Source organism: Micromonospora sp. WMMD1155, assembly GCF_029581275.1.
GTDB lineage: Bacteria > Actinomycetota > Actinomycetes > Mycobacteriales > Micromonosporaceae > Micromonospora.
The window spans coordinates 293,837-310,888 of sequence record NZ_CP120742.1 but is presented as its reverse complement, the minus strand read 5'-3'; the positions used below and the strand labels follow the sequence as shown (position 1 = coordinate 310,888).

At 72.6% G+C, this 17,052-nt stretch carries 15 protein-coding genes; 14 read left to right on the top strand and 1 reads right to left on the bottom strand.

Annotated features, from left to right (window positions below; translation table 11 throughout):
• Positions 1 to 83 precede the first annotated feature (83 nt).
• The gene (locus O7617_RS01120) at positions 84 to 515 is read right to left on the bottom strand and encodes a peptidoglycan-binding domain-containing protein (protein WP_088990334.1); all 432 of its coding nucleotides are present in this window, start codon (positions 513 to 515) and stop codon (positions 84 to 86) included.
• A gap of 273 nt (positions 516 to 788) precedes the next feature.
• Between O7617_RS01120 and O7617_RS01115 the strand changes: the two genes are divergently transcribed.
• The 14 genes from O7617_RS01115 to O7617_RS01050 all read left to right on the top strand — a co-directional run bounded on the left by O7617_RS01115 (position 789) and on the right by O7617_RS01050 (position 17,035).
• Positions 789 to 1,628 carry a shikimate dehydrogenase gene (locus O7617_RS01115; protein ID WP_282264600.1) on the top strand — a complete coding sequence of 280 codons (840 nt, stop codon included), beginning with the start codon at positions 789 to 791 and terminating at the stop codon, positions 1,626 to 1,628.
• 97 nt (positions 1,629 to 1,725) lie between these two features.
• Positions 1,726 to 3,426 carry a glycoside hydrolase gene (locus tag O7617_RS01110; protein ID WP_282260883.1) on the top strand — a complete coding sequence of 567 codons (1,701 nt, stop codon included), beginning with the start codon at positions 1,726 to 1,728 and terminating at the stop codon, positions 3,424 to 3,426.
• A gap of 226 nt (positions 3,427 to 3,652) precedes the next feature.
• A complete protein-coding gene (locus O7617_RS01105) occupies positions 3,653 to 5,590 on the top strand; it encodes a hypothetical protein (protein ID WP_282264599.1) in 1,938 nt (645 codons plus the stop codon).
• An 81-nt stretch (positions 5,591 to 5,671) separates the two neighbouring features.
• Positions 5,672 to 6,238, top strand: a complete 567-nt coding sequence (locus O7617_RS01100) for a DapH/DapD/GlmU-related protein (protein ID WP_282260881.1) — start codon at positions 5,672 to 5,674, stop codon at positions 6,236 to 6,238.
• Positions 6,231 to 7,829 (top strand): lipopolysaccharide biosynthesis protein, encoded by a 1,599-nt coding sequence (locus O7617_RS01095; RefSeq protein ID WP_282260879.1) that lies wholly within the window; start codon positions 6,231 to 6,233, stop codon positions 7,827 to 7,829. Before O7617_RS01100 ends, O7617_RS01095 begins: the two co-directional genes overlap by 8 nt.
• Before the next feature lie 92 nt (positions 7,830 to 7,921).
• The gene (locus O7617_RS01090; protein ID WP_282264598.1) at positions 7,922 to 9,190 is read left to right on the top strand and encodes an O-antigen ligase family protein; all 1,269 of its coding nucleotides are present in this window, start codon (positions 7,922 to 7,924) and stop codon (positions 9,188 to 9,190) included.
• The gene (locus tag O7617_RS01085; RefSeq protein ID WP_282260877.1) at positions 9,187 to 10,791 is read left to right on the top strand and encodes a lipopolysaccharide biosynthesis protein; all 1,605 of its coding nucleotides are present in this window, start codon (positions 9,187 to 9,189) and stop codon (positions 10,789 to 10,791) included. Before O7617_RS01090 ends, O7617_RS01085 begins: the two co-directional genes overlap by 4 nt.
• An 8-nt stretch (positions 10,792 to 10,799) precedes the next feature.
• Positions 10,800 to 11,702 (top strand): sulfotransferase domain-containing protein, encoded by a 903-nt coding sequence (locus tag O7617_RS01080; protein ID WP_282260876.1) that lies wholly within the window; start codon positions 10,800 to 10,802, stop codon positions 11,700 to 11,702.
• On the top strand, positions 11,699 to 12,961 hold the full coding sequence (locus O7617_RS01075; RefSeq protein WP_282260874.1) for a hypothetical protein: 1,263 nt from the start codon (positions 11,699 to 11,701) through the stop codon (positions 12,959 to 12,961). The genes O7617_RS01080 and O7617_RS01075 overlap by 4 nt, the downstream gene beginning before the upstream one ends.
• 214 nt (positions 12,962 to 13,175) lie before the next feature.
• Positions 13,176 to 13,655 carry a UDP-N-acetylglucosamine--LPS N-acetylglucosamine transferase gene (locus O7617_RS01070; protein WP_282260872.1) on the top strand — a complete coding sequence of 160 codons (480 nt, stop codon included), beginning with the start codon at positions 13,176 to 13,178 and terminating at the stop codon, positions 13,653 to 13,655.
• Positions 13,652 to 14,335, top strand: a complete 684-nt coding sequence (locus O7617_RS01065) for a glycosyltransferase (RefSeq protein WP_282260871.1) — start codon at positions 13,652 to 13,654, stop codon at positions 14,333 to 14,335. Before O7617_RS01070 ends, O7617_RS01065 begins: the two co-directional genes overlap by 4 nt.
• Positions 14,332 to 15,255 (top strand): glycosyltransferase family 2 protein, encoded by a 924-nt coding sequence (locus O7617_RS01060; RefSeq protein ID WP_282260870.1) that lies wholly within the window; start codon positions 14,332 to 14,334, stop codon positions 15,253 to 15,255. Before O7617_RS01065 ends, O7617_RS01060 begins: the two co-directional genes overlap by 4 nt.
• Positions 15,256 to 15,353: 98 nt before the next feature.
• A complete protein-coding gene (aroC, locus tag O7617_RS01055; RefSeq protein ID WP_282260868.1) occupies positions 15,354 to 16,532 on the top strand; it encodes a chorismate synthase in 1,179 nt (392 codons plus the stop codon).
• Positions 16,532 to 17,035 (top strand): shikimate kinase, encoded by a 504-nt coding sequence (locus O7617_RS01050; protein WP_282260866.1) that lies wholly within the window; start codon positions 16,532 to 16,534, stop codon positions 17,033 to 17,035. Before aroC ends, O7617_RS01050 begins: the two co-directional genes overlap by 1 nt.
• Positions 17,036 to 17,052: the final 17 nt, after the last annotated feature.

Sequence of the window (17,052 nt, the reverse complement as noted above, 5' to 3'; positions counted from 1 at the left end):
CACAAGGCTCCCTTCCCGCCGACCAGAAATGTGCTCGGGTCGGGGAAGGGAGCCTTTACCGTGACGCGGTCAGGGCACCATTGTCAGTGACTCGTGCCCGTCCAGGAACCGGTGCGCGGGTTCAGGAACGTCCACACGCCGTTGCTGTTCTGCTTGCGCAGGGCGAAAGTGCGGTTGTAGCCGTAATAGAAGTAGCCGGTCTGGGTGCTGGTGTCGTAACCGGTGTTCCGGTTGACCGCTCCGTACGCCTCGCCCCAGGTCTGCGGGCCGACCGAACCGTCGACGCCGATGTTCATCACGTCCTGCCAGGTCCGGGTCTTGGCGGCGGTGTTGGAGCCGAACTCGCCGTCGATGAAGCTGGTGCCGACGCTGCCGCTGAGGTCGTCGGCCCAGATGATGGCCTGCCAGAGCCGAACGATGTTGCCGGCCCGCACGCAGGAGCTGGAATTGCACAACTGGTGGTTGTCGGACCAGCTGCCCGCTGCCGGGTCGGCCTTGGCGGGCGCGCCGATCATCAGCGAAAGGCTGAAGACCGCGGCGATTGCGATAAGGGCACGCAGAATGCGTTTGTTCAAAGGTTCCCCCCATTTTCCAGATCGGTCGTGCCGTCGCCGGAATGCTTTCACTCCCATCGATGGCCGTCAAGCGATGGTCCGGCCTCCGAACGTCGTGGAAGGCTGCGGTTCTCTGGTGGCCCGGCCCGCCTGCTGGGTACTGTCGATCCGAGTTCCCCGGGAAGGGCGGAGAGTGATGCGGAACACGGCAGGAGCCCTGGGTGGTGCGGGGTGATCGAGGTGACCCGCAGGGCCGCGGTGGTGGGAAAGCCGATCGCGCACTCCCTCTCCCCAGTGATCCACACCGCCGGTTACGCCGCCGCCGGGCTGACCGGGTGGTCGTACACCCGGGTCGAGTGCGCGGCGGCGGAGCTGCCGGATCTGGTCGCCCGCCTGGGGCCGGAGTGGGCCGGGTTGTCGGTGACCATGCCGGGCAAGGAGGCGGCGCTCGCCGTGGCCGACGCCGCGTCGCCGGTCGCCGCCGCCGTCGGCGCGGCCAACACGTTGGTACGCCGTCCGGACGGCTCCTGGTATGCCGACAACACCGACGTCGCCGGGATGGTGCGGGTGCTCACCGACGCCGGGGTGGGCGCGGGTGCCGCCGTGACGGTGCTCGGCGCGGGTGGGACGGCGCGCGCCGCGTTGGCCGCCGCGGCACAGCTGGCCTGCCCCGCGGTGACGGTGGTGGCCCGCCGACCGGAGGCGGTCGACGAGCTGCGGCCGGTGGCCGACGCCCTGGGTGTCGTACTGACCCCGGCCGGCTGGGCCGACGCGCACCACCACCTGTCCACCGCCGACCTGGCGGTCTCGACCGTGCCGAAGGGGGTCGCCGACCCGCTGGCTCCGGCGGCGTCGTGGTGTGCGGGGACGGTGCTCTTCGACGCGATCTACGACCCGTGGCCGACGCCGTTGGCCGCCTCCGCCGCTGCGGCCGGCCTGCGGCTGGTGTCCGGTTTGGACCTTCTGCTGGCGCAGGCGGTCGGTCAGTTCGAGCAGTTCACCGGGGTGACCGCCCCGGTCGAGGCGATGCGGCGAGCGCTGGGAGAGGCGACGTCGGTCGATTTCCTTAGCTGACGGTTAAGACGCGCTTACGGAAAACTGTCCTTCCGGCGACCTGCCCTGGTCATCGATACGCTGCTCACCGTTACGGACGCAGACACAGGGAGTTTCCTTGACCAGGCACGGACTGCACCGCATCACCCGGTTCCGCTCCGGGCCCCGGCGCAAGGCGATCGCCATCGGCGTCATCGGCGGATCGGTGGTGGCCGGCATCGTGGCCACCATGATGCCGCTGCTGGCCAGCGACGACTTGTCGATCCGGGCGGCGGCGGACACCACCGCGACCATGGTGTCGCAGGACGGCGACAACTCCGTCAAGACGACGGTGGCCACCTGTGCGACGCGCTGCGACGGCAACCCGCGTGGCGGTCGCCAGGCGGTCGTCGAGTTCGCGGTGACCACGATCCCGGCCGCCGCGGTGAACGTCCGGGCGACGCTGCGGATGCACGCCTGGCAGCAGTTCGCCGCGACCGTGACGGCCCACGCGTCACCGCTGAGCGCCCGCGAGGCGCGGCCGGCCCTGGGCCCGGCGGGCGACCTGCTGGACAGCGTGAACGGTGTGTCCAAGGGCTTCAACGAGTGGGACGTCTCCAAGCTGGTCACCGGCAACGGGGTCTGGACGGTCTCGCTGGTCCAGTCCGGCCTGGAGAGCCGGATCTACTGGGCGTCGGTCGAGAACCGCAGCCCGGATCTCCGCCCGAGCCTGACGATCAGCTACGACCTCGGGTCCCGGCCGTCAGCGCCGCCGACCACCCGGCCCGCGCCGACGCCGAGCGCCTCGCCGACCACCGCCGCGCCGAAGCCCTCGCCGACCGTGACACCGACCCGGACGGCCACCCCGAGCGCGAGCGGCACACTGCCGACCGGGAAGTGCGGGTCCGTGTCGGACAAGCTCGTCCCCTCCTGCGGGGCCTGGTGGGGCATGTACTCGCCCGCCGGTGCGGCCGGCGGCTGGGACCACGGCAAGGCCGTATCCGACGTCGAGGCGCAGGTCGGCCGCAAGTTCGACATCGTGCACCGCTACCACGACTTCTCCAACACCGGCAGCAACGGCGCCTTCCCCGACATGTACGAGCAGCAGCAGATGCGCGAGGGCCGGCTGATGTTCTTCGCCTGGGAGTCCCGGAACTTCTCCACCGGCACCACCCTGAAGTGGTCCGACGTCTACAGCGGCCGGCAGGACGAGACGATCGACGCGGTCGCGGGCCGCATCCGCGCCGCCGGGGTGCCCGTCTTCATGGGCTTCGACCACGAGCCCGAGGACGAGCCGAACAAGGGCAGCGACGCCGACTTCGTCCGGGCCTGGCGCTACGTCCACGAACGGTTCGCCAGGGCCGGTGCGAGCAACGCGGTCTGGGTCTGGACGATGATGGGCTGGTCCGGGCACTACTCGCGCTACGCCGGGCTGTACCCCGGTGACCAGTACGTCGACTGGGTGGCCTACGACCCGTACAACTTCCACGTCTGCAACGGCAGCACGGTGTGGAAGAGCCCGAGCACGACGGTCGGCGGCTTCTACCGCTGGCTGGACGACAACGGCATCGGCGCCGGCAAGCCACGGATGCTCGCCGAGTTCGGCACCAACTTCGACGCCGCCGACCCGGGCGCCAAGCAACGCTGGTTCCAGGAGTTCCCGGCGGCGCTGAAGGCGCACCCGAAGATCAAGGCAGCCATCTACTTCAACTCCGCAGGCATGACCAGCCGCACGCCGACCTGCGACATGACGATGAACCACGACGCCGCGGCGGTCGCCGGCTTCGCGAAGGCCGGGCAGGACCCGTACCTGCGGCAGCCCACCGGAGGGAGCCGCTGACGCTCACCACGACGCGCTGACGGAACGCCGTTCGCCGGAGGTCGGTCCCGTCCGACCTCCCGGCGTTCTGTCGGCTAGCGGATTGAGGCACCGCCCAATCGGCGGATTTTGTTAACCAGGCTGGACGAGGCACGCTACCTCGGGTTCTCATCCAATCTGGAGGCGCAGCGTGCCCAAACTCTCGCACTTGTGGCGTTTCGCAGGACGACGTCGTGCTCGGGCGGGGGTGGTCGCGTTGGCGATCGTCGCCGCGGTTCTCGGCGTGCCCACCACCTCGTCGGCCGCGATCGTGCCGGTCCCGGAGACGGCGACCCTGGTGTCGGCGAACCCCGCCGACACGACCCCGCACGCCCGAGACGGTGAGACCCGCGCGTTCGCGCAGGTGGGTAACACGGTCTTCGTCGGCGGCAGCTTCACCCAGCTCCGGCAGACCGCTGCCTCCGCGTGGGTGACGCAGCGCTACCTCTTCGCGTACGACCGGACCACCGGGACCATGTCCACCACCTTCCTGCCGGTGCTCGACGGTGCGGTCAACACGCTCATCGCCGGCCCCGGCGGCACGCTGATCGTGGGCGGTGCCTTCAAGAACGTCAACGGCGTCTCGCGGAAGAACCTGGTCGCGCTCGACCCGTCGACCGGCGCGATCATCGACAGCTGGGTCGGGCGCTCCGACGGTGGCACGGTCCGCGACCTGGCGCTGCACGGCAACTGGTTGTACGTCGCCGGCGCGTTCAACTGGCTCAACGGCACCGCGCACGTCGGCCTCGGCCGGCTCAACGCGACCACCGGCGCGATCGACCCGAGTTTCGTCATCGACGCGACCGTCGGGCGGCACGGCACCACGTCGTACGTCTGGACCATCGACGTCGCGCCGGACGGCGACACGCTCGTCGTCGGCGGCAACTTCACCCTCGTCAACGGCCTGGCCCGCAACCAGATCGCGCTGGTGGACGTCTCCGCGACGCCCACGCTGATCGACTGGAGCAGTGAGAAGTTCGTCGCGCCGTGCGCGTCGCCGGCGACCTTCGTGCACTACGTGCAGGACGTGAAGTTCGGCGGCGACGGCACGTGGTTCGTGGTCGGCACGAACGGCGGCGGCGGCTGGCCGGCGGCGTACTGCGACGCGCTGGTCCGCTTCGAGACCGCCGCCCGGGGCAGCGGCCAGATCGCCACCTGGGTCGACTTCACCGGCAACGACACCATCACCTCGGTCGAGGTCGCGGACAACGTGATCTACCTGGGTGGGCACTTCCGCTGGCTCAACAACCCGAACGCCAGCGACAACGCGGGCAACGGCGCGATCGACCGGCTCGGCATCGCCGCCGTGACCCCCGCGACCGGCATGCCGGTGAACTGGAACCCGCGGCGCAGCGGCAGCGCCTCGATGCCCTCGGGCACCAGCAACTGGGGCTCCTCGGTGCCGGTGCTCTGGCGCGGGTCGGACGGCCTCTACTTCGGGCACAACTCCGACGGCATGGGCGAGGAGTACCACGGTCGGCTCGGCATGTTCCCGCTCTCCGGCGGGCGGACCTTCACCCCGAAGAACCCGCCCACCGACACCACCGGCAACCTCTACGTCAACACCGCTCCGGGCACCCTGGCGAAGGTGCCGTTCGACGGTGCCGCGTTGGGCACCCCGGTCACGGTGAGCCAGCCCGCGTACACGTCGGCCGGTGCGACCTGGCGGGTGGACGACCGGATCTACTGGTCGCACACGGTGGCCGGCACCCCCACCGGCAGCCGGATCGACGTGTCGCTGTTCAACGGCGGGGCGATCGGCTCTCCGTGGGAGGCGTCCGGCTACAACGACTGGTACAACCCGGCGTTGCTGACCGGGGCGTTCTTCCTCGACGGCCGGCTCTACTACACCCGTAGCGGGGCGAACAACCTCTACTACCGCTACTTCGAGATCGACGGCAACTACCTCGGCGCCACCGAGTTCACCCTGCCGACGACGGGCGTGACCTGGTCCACGGTGCGTGGCATGGCGTGGGTGGGCGGCCGGATCGTCTACGGTGCCACTGACGGTTCTCTGCGGAGTGTGCCGTTCGACCCGACCGCCGCGCCGACCGCGGCGGTCAACGGTGCCGGGGCGACTGTGATCACCACGGCGACGCCCGAGTTGTCCTGGTCTACCCCATCGACATTCTTCTCCGTACAGTAACGGTCAACCGTTCGTAACGAAGCATCGGTAGATTGTTCACGTTGGGCCGGTGGCGGTGGTGTACCCGCCGCCGGCCCCACGATGTGGGGAGGATCGTTGCTCGGCGCCGCTGGCATCCGTAAAAGACGCGCGGTGCGTCTCGTCTTCGCGGTCAAGCGCGGCTGGTACCAGCTCCGCTATCGGCGGTTGACGCTCGGCCGGGACGTGGAGATCCGTGGTCGGATCCGGCTGCGTCGCGGGGTACGGGTGACCATCGGCGACCGCACCCGGTTGAACAAGCTCGTCCGCTTCGCGGGCCCCGGCGAGGTACGCGTCGGGGCCGACTGCCTGCTCAACGCCACCTGGATCGGCACCTGGACGTCGGTGACCGTCGGCGACCGGTGCCTGTTGTCAGACTGCGAACTGCTCGACAACGACTTCCACAACCTGCCGCCCGCGCAGCGGCACGACCCGCCCGGCCCGGCCACCCGTGCGCCCATCGTCCTGGAGGACAACGTGTGGGTCGGCGCGCATGCGCTGGTGCTGAAGGGCGTGCGGGTCGGCCGGGACAGCGTCGTCGGTGCGGCCACTGTCGTCCGCACCGACGTACCCCCCGGTGTCGTGGTCGTCGGCAATCCTCAACAGACGGTGAAGAAGTTCCATGACTGATGCGACGCCCGGCCCCTGGCCCCCGGAAGGTTCGTCCTCCACGGCACCCGGCACCGTGACACTGACCGACCTGCTGCGGGTGCCGCTGCACCGGTTACGGCTGGTGGCGGCGGTGGCGATGGTCGGTCTGCTCGCCGCGCTGGGCTACGTGCTGCTGGTGCCGGCGGCGATGAGCGCGAGCGCCGTGGTGGCGGTCCGGCCGGTGGTCACCGACGCGTTCACCCCCAGCGGCGCGGGCGCCGACCGCGCGGTCAACATGAACGTGGAGAGCGGCATCGCCACCGGCACCGAGGTGGTGCAGCGGCTCGCCGACTCCGCCGGCGGTGACCCGCGCGACATCCGCAACGCGCTGGAGGTCGAGGTGCCCACCGGCGGGCAGATCCTGCGCTTCACCTATCAGGCCGGTGACGCGCAGCGGGCGGTGCAGAGCGCCAACATGGCGGCTCAGGCCTACCTGGACGTCCGACGCACCATGTACGAGCAGCAGCGCGCCGAGATGCTGCGGTCCTACGACGCCAGCATCACCAAGGTCGTCGCCCAGCAGGCCGCGCTCCAGAAGCGGGCGAGCACCGTCAAGGACACCGCCGCCGGTGACGCGGTGGTCGCCGAACTGGCCGGGATCAACAACCAGCTCACCCAGCTCAACGCCGCCCGCACCGAGATCGCCGCGGTCGACGTCAACCCCGGCTGGGTCACCCAGACCGCCGAGAAGGCACTGGTCACCTCCGCCGGGCACCGACCGCTCTACCTGGTCGCCGGTCTGCTCGGCGGCGCGCTGATCGGCATCGTGCTGGCGTACGCCTGGGAGTCGACCGACCGCCGGGTCCGCTCGGTCGTCGACGGCCGGGACGCCACCGGCCTGCCGCTGCTCGGCACTGTGCGTCGACCGCCGCTGCGCGGCAGCCCACGGGCGGTCGACGCCGACATCCGGTACGTGGCGATGGCGGTCGCCGAGCGGGTCCGTCAACCGGCCCGGGTGGCACTGGTCACCGCCCGGGAGGACGCCACCCCGCTCACCGCCGGGCTCGCGGTGGCGCTCGCCGCCGACGGTCGTGAGGTCTTCGTCGCCGACGACAACGGGCGCGTCGAGCGGCTGCGCGCCGCCGTGCTCGCCGACCGGGGGCGGCTGCCGATCGACCCGTCCCGGCCGCTGGTGCCCAAGCCCCGCCCGGCCGGCAGCACCTCGACAGTCGCCGGGGGCGCGGACGGCGCGGCCACCCGCCGACCCTCCCCGCACCCGCCCGGCGCCCGCCCGTCCACCGACCCGGACGCCACCCTGACGTTGCCGCGGGTGGCGTCGGCCCGTCCGGAGAACGGTCGGGTCGCCGACCCGGACGAGGTGACGGTGGGCGTGGGCAGCGTCCGGTTCGGCACCTGGCGGCAGGGCGCGGACCACGGCCTGGTGCTGTTCAACGCCCCACCGGCGGAGTCCGACGAGCGCGGCGTCGCGGTCGCCCGGCAGGGCAGCGCGGTGGTGGTGGTGGAACGGGACCGCACCCGGCAGAGCGACCTGCGTCGACTGGTGGAGCGGCTGCGGGCCGCGGGCGTCACCCCGCTGGGCTTCGTGCTCACCCGCAACGGCCGGGCCTGAGCGTGTCGGTCACCCGCGCCCCGGCGACCGAGCCACCGCCCGGAGGCGATCCGGTCGCGGCCGCCCCGGCGCCCCGGCCCGCGCCGCCCCGGCTGCCGCTCTGGCCGTTGTGGCTGATGTTCGGCCTGGTGCCGCTCTGGTGGCTGCTCGGAGCGTTCTACCTCGGGTGGCCCCTGCTGGGCGCGCTGCTGTTGGCGTTGCTGTTCACCCGGGGGCGGGTGCCGCTGCCACCGGCGGTGGGCATCTGGCTGCTGTTCCTCGCCATCGTGCTGGTCAGCGCCACCCAGCTCGCATCTCCCGCGTCGCTGCTGACGTTCGCCCTGCGCCTGGCCTTCTACCTGACCGCGCTGGTGGTCGGGGTCTACGTCTACGCCGCCGCCCGGGAACGGGCCGGTCTGGTGGCGGTGCTCACCCCGCTCTGCGCGTTCTGGTTCGGGTTGGTGGCGCTGGGTTGGCTCGGGGTGCTGGTGCCCCGACTGGCGATGACCACCCCGATGGAGGTGCTGCTACCCGGCGGGGTGGCGGGCACCCCGTTCATCCAGGACATGGTGCACCTGACCACCGCGGAGTACAGCGCCCGTTCGCTGAACCCGATCTACCGTCCGGCCGCGCCGTTCGCGTACACCAACAACTACGGCAGCGCGTACGCGATGACGCTGCCCTGTGTGGTGGCGTACGCGATGCTGCGCCGGCAGGGGGTGCTGCGCTGGGCGCTGCTGGCGTCGTTGCCGCTGTCGCTCGCACCGGCGTTCCTCACCCTCAACCGAGCGATGTTCCTCAGCCTCGGCGCCGGGCTGGCGGTGCTCGGGGTGCGGGCCAGCCTGCGCGGCAACGTCCGGGTCGCCGCGTCCATCGTCGGGGTCGTGGTGATCGGGGCGTTGGCCACGTTGTTCATCCCGATCACCGACCTGATCAGCCAACGGGTCGACTCCAGTGACACCAACACCGACCGGCTGTCGCTCTACACGGAGGTGATCCGCCGGGTGCAGGAGTCGCCGTGGCTGGGTTACGGCGCGCCGGTCAACGTCGACACGGTGTCGGCGGCCGCGCCGATCGGCACCCAGGGTCAGCTGTGGATGGTGTTGTTCAGTCACGGCGTACCCGCGCTCGTCTGTTTCCTGGCCTGGTTCGTGGCCGCCGCGGTGATCTGCGCGCGGGCGACCTCGGCGGCCGGGCAGTGGTTGGCGGTGGTGCCGGTGGTCTGCCTGGTGCAGATCCCGTTCTACGGCATGGCGAACCAGAACCTGGCCGTCGCGTTCTTCGCCGTCGCCTTCGCGATGGCGCTCAGCGAACGGGAACGGCTGACCCGGTCGGCCGGGCCTCGCCCACCGGCCCGGCGCGACGTGGCGGTGCCCGCATGACCGCCGCCACCCGACCCCCGGCCGTCCCGGACGAGCCGGTCGCCGCGACGGCGGCGGACGCGGGTTCCGCGGAGACCCGCCGCAGCGCGCGCAGCGGTGTCGCCGGGCTGCTCGGCGCGGCCACCAGCGGGCTGTTCGGGTTCGTGCTGGCCGTGGTCATCACCCGGGGGTACGGCACGACCGGCTCGGGGGCGTTCTTCGCCGCGATCGGGGTGGTCACGGTGGCCACGGCGGTCTGCACGCTCGGCGCGGAGACGGGTCTGATGTGGGCGCTGCCCCGGCGGGCCCTCGGGGCGCGCGGGGACGCGGCCCGGATGCTCCCGGTGGCGCTGATCCCGCCGCTGCTGGCCGGCTTCCTGGTCGCCGGCGCAGGTGTGCTGGTCGCCGACGCGCTCGCGCCCCGGTTGCTCGGCGGCTCCGGCGCGAGCGGCGAGGCGCTGCTCACCGTCACGTTCGCGGCGATGCCGGTGGTGGTCGCGATGACGCTGCTGCTGGCCGCGCTGCGCTGTGTGCGACCCATCCGGGCGTACGTCGGGGTGCAGTTCTTCCTGTTGCCGGTCGCCCGCCCGGTGCTGGTGGGCGCCGCCGCGCTGGCCGGTGGTGGCCTGCTCGCCGGCATGACCGGCTGGTTGGTGCCGGCGGCGTTGGCGCTGCTGGCCTGCCTCACCCTGGTCGCCGGTCCGCTCGGGCTGGGCCGGGGCGCGACCCTCGCGCCGAGGCGTTCGGACTGGTCGGCGTTCTGGCGGTTCGCGTTGCCCCGGGCCGCCTCGGCGGCCATCGACGCGGGCAGCATGTGGGTGGGTGTGCTGCTCACCTCGGCGCTGGCCGGGCCGGCCGACGCGGGTGTGTTCGGTGCGGTCGGCCGGTACGTGCTGGCCGGTCAACTGGCCATGCAGGGGCTGCGGGTGGCGGTGTCGCCGCAGTTGTCCCGGCTGCTCGGTCGCGGCGAGCGTGCGGCGGCGGCGGCCGTGCACCGGCAGTTGACCACCTGGGGGCTGGTGCTGTCCTGGCCGGTGTACCTGCTGCTCGCGGTGTTCGCGTCGGCCTTCCTGCACCTGTTCGGGCCGGAGTTCACCGCCGGGGTTCCGGCGATGACGGTGTTGGCGCTGGCGATGCTCGTCAACACCGGGGTGGGCAACGTGCAGAGCCTGCTGTTGATGGGCGGGCGCAGCGGGTTGCACCTGGTGGCCACCGTGGCCGGGTTGACGATGACGGTGTCGTTGGGCCTCTGGCTGATTCCCGAGCACGGCGCCACGGGCGCGGCGGTGGCGTGGGCCGCCGGCATCGCCACCGAGAACCTCACCGCGGCGGGGTTCGCCCGCTCGGTGGTCCGGGAGCGGCTGTTCGACGCGGCGATGGTGAAGGCCGCCGCGGTCACGGTCGCCGGGGTGGGGCTCGCCGCCGCCGCCGGTGTGGTGGCGGGCGGTCGTGACCTGCCCGGCCTGGCGGTGGCGCTGGCGGTGCTGGTGGCCGGCTGCGTCGGCATGTTGACGTTGCCCCGGGTGCGCGCCGGCATCCGGGGGACCATGAGGCAGATCCGTGGAGGGGATGGGGCGGCCACGGCCGCCGACCCTGCCCCGGCATCGACGAGAGGCAGGTGAGGTCCGTCGTGGCGTCCATCCGTGACCGGGTGAAGCAGTTGGTGCCGACCCAGGTGACCACCCGGGTGAAGGAGTCGCTCGTCGACTACGGGGTACGCACCAGTGATCGCCGGCCGCTGCCGGATTTCCTGATCATCGGCACCAAGCGGGGCGGCACCACCTCCCTGTGGAACTACCTCATCCAGCATCCGCTGGTGCCCCGGCTGTTCCCCGCGTGGAACACCAAGTCGGCGCACTACTTCGAGGAGCACTGGGGTCGCGGCGAGGCGTGGTACCGCTCGCACTTCCCGACCGAGCGGCAGCGGGACGCCCTGGCCCGGCGGCACGGCGGGCCGGTGCGCGTCGGTGAGGCCGCCCCGTTGTACATGTTCCACCCGCTCGCCGCGCAGCGGGTCGCCGCGCTGATGCCGACGGTGAAGCTGATCGTGCTGCTGCGCGACCCGGTCGAGCGGGCGTACTCGCACTGGAAGGAACGCCGCACCCACGGCATCGAGCCGCTGGACTTCGCCGCCGCGCTGGCCGCCGAGCCGGAGCGCACGGCGGGGGAGCGGGAGCGGTTGATCGCCGAGCCGGAGTCGTTCAGCGAGGCGTACGACTGGTACACGTACCGGGCCCGGGGGCGCTACCTGGAGCACCTGGAGCCGTGGCTGGAACGCTTCGACTCCGAGCAGATCCTCTTCCTGCCCAGCGAGGGCCTGTACCGCGACTCCCGCGCGACCTACCGGCGCACCCTCGACTTCCTCGGGCTGCCGGCGTACGACCTGCCCGACTTCAAGGTCTACAACGACCGGCGTTCGGCGCCGTTGGAGCCGTCGGTGCGGGCCGAGTTGACCGACTACTACCGGCCGTACAACGACGCGTTGCGTCAGCGCCTCGGGCTGGACCTCGACTGGGCGGACCGGGCGGCGTGACGACGCGGGTGGGCCCGGACGCCGACCCGCGCTCGCGGGTGGACGGTCTGGGCTGGGTGAGCCGCGCGGTCTTCCCGGACGACCGGGTGGGCCTGACCGTGGGTGTTGCCCCGCCGGCCGGTCACCGGCAGGTGGCCCGGTACGCGGTGGTGCCGTCGGTCGCCCGGGCCCGATTCCTGGTGCCGCTGGGCGCGCCCCGGGCCGGGGCGGCGTCGCTGCTGGCGTACAACGCGTTGCGGCCACCGAAGGTGCGTGCGGTGCGGGCGGCGCTGGGTGGGTTGGCCCGGTTCGGTCCGGTGGGGCTCGCGGCCTTCCCGACGCTCACCGTCTCGGTGCCCGAGGGGGTGTCGGCGGCCGAGGTGCTGCTGACCGAGCGGCTCGCCGCCGACCTGGGTGGCACGCCGCTGCTGGCCGCGTGCGGGGTCCGGCCGCCCGACCCGAACGGCAAACCGACCCTGCAACTCTTCACCGTCGACGGTCGTCCGCGTGGCTACGCGAAGATCGGCTGGAACGACGCGACCCGTGCTCTGGTCACCGCGGAGGCGGCGGCCCTGCGCGCGCTCGGCGGGGTGACCGGCGTGGCGGACCACCCGACGCCGCCGAGGCTGCTCACCGAGACGGCGTGGGCGGGTCAGGTGGTCGCGGTGATCGAGCCGTTGCCGCCGGCGGTACGCGGTGTACCGGTAGACGAGCCACCGCGGATCGCGGCGCTGCTCGCCGTCGCCCGCCGCGGCGCCCCGGCGGGTACGCCCCGACCACTGGCCGGGTCGACCTTCCTGGCCCGGTTGGCCGGGCTGGCCGCCCGGGCCGCCGCGGTCGAGCCGGCCGGTGCGCGGGCTGTCGACGCGGTCGCCGCGTTGGCCCGCCGGCACGGCGACACCGGTGTGGAGTTCGGCCACTGGCACGGTGACTGGGTGCCGTGGAACCTGGGCCGGCACGCCGGCCGGTTGGTCGCCTGGGACTGGGAACACAGCGCCCCGGACGTGCCGGTCGGCTTCGACCTGGCGCACGACGCGTTCCAGCGGTCGTTGGTGCTGCGGGGGGAGCCGGCCGACGCGGCGGCGTCGGCCGTCGACGGGTACCTGGGTCTGCACGGCGAGCGGCTCGGCCTCGACGCCGCGCAGCGCCGGCTGGTCGCCGACGCGTACCTGGTGGAGATGTGGTTGCGCACGTGGCGGCTGGCGGACGCGGGTGCGGGCTGGAACCCGGCGCTGCATCCCGCACTCTTGGATGTCATCGAGAAACGACATAGCGGCTGATCCGGGGGAATCACGACGTCGGGGGTACGTCGTAGAGTGACGACGAAATCGCAGGTGGTGATGACGATCGATGGACCTCGGACGATCGGTGTGCCCGAAGGTTCGATGTGGAGATCGACATCTCGTCCGGTCGCGCTATTCAACGACCGGAGAACGTGTGATCTGCTTCTGCGTGGCGTGAACTGAAATTCCAAGCGAACTTGTGGGGAGTCGCGTGGACACGAAGAACGATGACGGTGCGGAGCCGGTGCTGCTGCTGGTCGGTTCCAGCGGCGGCCACCTGGCCCAACTACTCGCCCTGCGGTCCTGGTACGAGCAGTGGCGGCGGTGCTGGGTCACCTTCGACACCCCGGAGGCGCTGTCCCTGCTGGCCGGTGAGGACCTGGTGCCGGCGCACCACCCGACCACCCGTAACGTGCCGAACCTGCTGCGCAACGCGCTGCTGGCCTGGCGGGTGCTGCGGGCGCGGCGGGTCGCCGCGGTGGTCACCACCGGCGCCGGGGTGGCGGTCCCGTTCGTGGTGCTGGCCCGGCTGCGGCGCATCCCGACCGTCTACATCGAGGTGTACGACCGGATCGACACCCCGACCCTGACTGCCCGCCTCTGCCGCCCGTTCCTGTCCGCGATGCTCGTGCAGTGGGACGAGCAGCGCCGGCAGTACCCCGAGGCGACAGTCGTCGGGACGCTGCTGTGACGGGCGAGACGGGCACCGCCCGGCGTCGTCAGCCGCAGCCGCAGCCGACCGCCGAGGCGGCCCGCCTTCCCCGCCAGCGGGACAGTCAGTCGACGACCCAGGTCCGGGTGCTGGTCGCGGTCGGCACCGACAAGCACCCCTTCGACCGGCTCGTCGACTGGCTGGCGCAGTGGCACGCGCAGACCACCGCCCCGGTCGGGCTGACCGTGCAGCACGGCCACACCGCCGTGCCGCCGCTGCCCGGCGCGGTGCCGTTCCTCGGTCACGACGCGCTCCAGCAGGCGATGGCCGACGCCGACCTGGTGGTCTGCCACGGTGGCCCGGCGACCATCTTGGAGGCCCGCCGGCACGGTCACCTGCCCATCGTGGTGCCCCGCAACCCGGCGCGCGGCGAGCACGTCGACGACCACCAACTCCTGTTCGCCCGCCGTCTCGGCGCCGCCGGGCTGGTGGCGCTCTGCGAGACCCGGGAGGCGCTGCACGACGCGCTGACCGCCGGGCTGGCCGATCCGAGCCGCTACGCGGTGGCCACCGACCCGCAGGCACACGAGGCGCGACGGGCGGCGGTGGCCCGGGTCGGCCGGATCGTCGACGACCTCGTCGCCGGCTCGACCCCGCGCCTGTCCCGTTGGCGGGTCCGGTCCCGCCCGCGTCCGGACCCGAAGGAGACCTCCCGATGACCCCGCAGCCGAGCGTCAGCGTCGTGGTGCCCACCCGGGACCGTCCCGAGCTGCTGCGGGCAGCGGTGCGCGCGGTCCTGGGCCAGGATTACCCGGGCCCGATCGAGGTCGTCGTGGTGTTCGACCAGTCCACTCCGGACGAGTCGCTGACCGGCCTGGCGAGCGGCCCGGATCGGGCGGTGCGGGTGATCCGCAACGTCCGTACCCCGGGGTTGGCCGGGGCGCGCAACAGCGGCACCCTCGCGGCGCAGGGTGAGCTGGTCGCGTTCTGCGACGACGACGACGAGTGGCTGCCCGGCAAGCTGGCCGCCCAGGTCGACGCGCTCGCCGCCGACCCGGGATCCGAGTTCGTCTGTTGCGGCATCCGGGTCAGCTACGACGGCAGCACCGTCGACCGGGTGCTCGACAAGGAGCGGATCACCCTGGACGACCTGCTGCGCGACCGGATGACGGAGCTGCACCCGTCGACGTTCCTGATCCGCGCGACCGCGCTGCGCGACGGGTTCGGTCTGGTCGACGAGGAGATCCCGGGCAGCTACGCGGAGGACTACGAGTTCTTGCTCCGGGCCGCGCGCAGCGCGCCGCTGATCAACCTGCGGACGCCGTCGGTGCTGGTCCGCTGGCACAAGCGCTCGTACTTCGCGCAGCGCTGGGACACCATCTCCGAGGCGTTGCAGTGGTTGCTGCGGCGCTACCCGGAGTTCGCCACCCAACCGGCCGGTGCGGCCCGCGTCGCCGGGCAGATCGCGTTCGCCCAGGCCGCCTCCGGTGACCGGCGGGGCGCGCTGCGCTGGGCGCGCCGCACCCTGCGGAGCAATCCCCGCGAGCCGCGCGCCTACCTGGCCCTCGCCGTCGCCGGCCGGGTGGTCCGCGCCGACGCGGTGCTGCGCACCCTGCACAAGCGCGGCCGGGGGATCTGAGCTGCCGCCGCCCGGCCCGGCCGCGCGGGGGCGTCCGCAGGGCGGGACGCGCCGGGCGGCACGGCGGGGCGGCGACCGGGCGTGACAGACTGAGCACCGTGTTGCGTTGGCTGACTGCAGGTGAATCGCACGGTCCCGCCCTCGTCGCGATGCTGGAGGGGGTGCCGGCCGGCATCGAGGTGACCACCTCCGTGATCGCCGACGAGCTGGCCCGTCGGCGGCTGGGCTATGGCCGGGGCGCCCGGATGTCGTTCGAGCGGGACGAGGTCGAGCTGCTCGGCGGCCTGCGGCACGGCGTCACCCTGGGCAGCCCGGTGGCCATCCGGGTCGGCAACTCCGAGTGGCCGAAGTGGCAGACCGTGATGGCCGCCGACCCCGTCGACCCCGACGAGCTGGCCCGGCAGGCCCGCAACGCCCCGTTGACCCGACCCCGGCCCGGTCACGCCGACCTGGCGGGCATGCAGAAGTACGGCCACACCGACGCGCGGCCGATCCTGGAACGCGCCAGCGCCCGGGAGACCGCCGCCCGGGTCGCCGTCGGTGCGGTCGCCAAGGCGTTGATCCGCCAGGCTCTCGGCATCGAGATCGTCTCGCACGTCGTCGAGTTGGGCCCGGTGGCCGCGAAGCCGGGCCTGCGTCCGGTCCCGTCGGACGCCGCGCGCATCGACGCCGACCCGCTGCGCTGCCTCGACCCGGAGGCCAGCGCCCTGATGGTCGCCGAGGTCGACGCCGCGAAGAAGGCCGCCGACACCCTCGGCGGCGTGGTCGAGGTGTTGGCGTACGGGGTGCCGCCGGGGTTGGGCAGCCACGTGCAGTGGGACCGCAAGCTCGACGCCCGACTGGCCACCGCGCTGATGTCGATCCAGGCGATCAAGGGCGTGGAGATCGGCGACGGCTGGCAGCAGGCCCGGTCCCGTGGCTCGGAGGCACACGACGAGATCATTCCGTCGGCGACCGGCGTCCGCCGGGTCACCGACCGGGCGGGTGGCCTGGAGGGTGGCATCACCACCGGCGAGCCCCTGCGGGTCCGCGCCGCGATGAAGCCGATCTCCTCGCTGAACCGGGCCCTCTCCACAGTGGACGTCACCACCGGCGAGCCCGCCACCGCGATCAACCAGCGGTCCGACGTCTGCGCGGTGCCGGCCGCGGCCGTCGTCGCCGAGGCGATGGTGGCGCTGGTCCTCGCCGAGGCGGCCACCGAGAAGTTCGGCGGCGACTCGATCGCCGAGATCCGTCGCAACCTGGCCGGTTACCTCGACGCGCTGGTCATCCGCTGATGGCACCGGTCGTCGTCCTGGTCGGCGCGCCCGGCTGCGGCAAGACCACAGTCGGGCGGGCGCTCGCCGACACCCTCTCGGTGGAGTTCCGCGACACCGACGTCGACATCGAGCAGATGGCCGGCAAGCCGATTCCGGAGATCTTCATCGACGAGGGCGAGACTCACTTCCGTACCCTGGAACGGGCCGCGGTGGCCGCGGCGCTGGCCGGCGGCACGGGCGTGCTCGCCCTCGGCGGCGGCGCGGTGTTGGCCGAGGAGACCCGGGCCGCCCTGGTCGGGCACCGGGTGGTGCACCTCTCGGTCGAGTTGCCGGACGCGGTGAAACGGGTCGGGCTCGGGGCCGGCCGCCCGCTGCTGGCGATCAACCCGCGAGCCACCCTCAAACACCTGCTGGACCAGCGTCGGCCGCTCTACGCCGAGGTCGCCACCGAGACGGTGGTGACCGACGGCCGGACCCCGGCCCAGGTCGTCGCCGAGGTCGCCGCGCTGCTGCCCCGCTGACGCCCGCCCCGCCCCGA